At 45.8% G+C, this 1,079-nt stretch carries 2 protein-coding genes; both read left to right on the plus strand.

The genetic code is table 11. The annotated features are described in order from the left end of the window. Positions 1–135 precede the first annotated feature (135 nt). On the plus strand, positions 136–405 hold the full coding sequence (locus A3729_RS34515) for a PhnD/SsuA/transferrin family substrate-binding protein (protein WP_369820110.1): 270 nt from the start codon (positions 136–138) through the stop codon (positions 403–405). Then, the gene (locus tag A3729_RS07745) at positions 405–986 is read left to right on the plus strand and encodes a putative selenate ABC transporter substrate-binding protein (RefSeq protein WP_369820111.1); all 582 of its coding nucleotides are present in this window, start codon (positions 405–407) and stop codon (positions 984–986) included. Before A3729_RS34515 ends, A3729_RS07745 begins: the two co-directional genes overlap by 1 nt. Positions 987–1,079 lie beyond the last annotated feature (93 nt).

The following is a 1,079-nucleotide window of genomic DNA, read 5'->3' on the forward strand; positions in this document are numbered from 1 at the left end:
CGGCCTTCACCGGGAGTGGATCGAACATTTACTAAAAGATTACTACGACCCAATGTACGATTATCAGCTCTCAAAGAAGGCTGAAAGAATTGTATTGCGGGGAAGCAAAGACGCACTATTGGAGCACTACTCAAAATGAAATTATTCAGTACCTTGATCATATTGTTTAGCCTAGCGGTGAGCGCGCAGGCGAAAGATTTTACCTTTACCGCCATCCCTGATCAGGACAGCACCCAGCTTGAGCAGCGCTTTGGTGCAGTGTCTGAGTACTTAGGGAAGGCCTTAGGCATTGAGGTACGTTATGTGCCGGTTAAGTCTTATGCGGCTGCAGTGACAGCATTTCGAAATGATCAGGTTCAATTAGCCTGGTTTGGTGGTTGTCGGGTGTGCAGGCGCGCTTATTAGTGCCAGGCTCCCAAGCGATCGCACAGGGAGATGAAGACCGCTTCTTCAAGACTTACTTTATTGCGCATCATTCTACAGGTTTAAAAAAGAGTGATGAATTCCCAAAAGGTATTGCTAACAAGACACTGACCTTTGGTTCAAAAGGTTCAACATCGGGTCGCTTGATGCCTGAGTTTTATATCCGTCAACACCTTAATGATGCGCCTGATGCGTTGTTCAAACGTATAGGTTTTAGTGGTAATCACTCACGCACAGCCGCTTTGGTTAACTCAGGTGCCTACGAAATTGGTGTGTTGAGCTACAAGGTTTGGGAAAAAGAGCTAGCCGCAGGTAAGATTGATCCAAAAAAGGTTCAGGTTATTTGGGAAACACCTCAGTACCAGGATTACCAGTGGAGCATACGCGGTGATGTGGACGCGCATTGGGGTGAAGGTTTTGGTGGAAAGATTAAACAAGCCTTGTTGAATATGAAAGACCCTGACTTGCTAGCGCGTTTTCCTCGTAAAGCCTTTATTGAAGCGAAGAACGAAGATTATCAGGCAATTTTGGATACCGCTAAAAGCATTGGTTTGATTGACTAATATGCTTGATACGGGGGCACCGACAAAAACCATATTTCATCTCTCCAAGCAGGATTTAGCGTGGCAAGGTAATACCGTGCTGCGTGACTTGGA

Source organism: Oleiphilus sp. HI0043 (genome assembly GCF_001634935.1).

Coding starts and splice junctions, on each gene's coding strand:
- A3729_RS34515 (WP_369820110.1), top strand. CDS start 136: ATGAAATTATTCAGTACCTTGATCATATTGTTTAGCCTAGCGGTGAGC.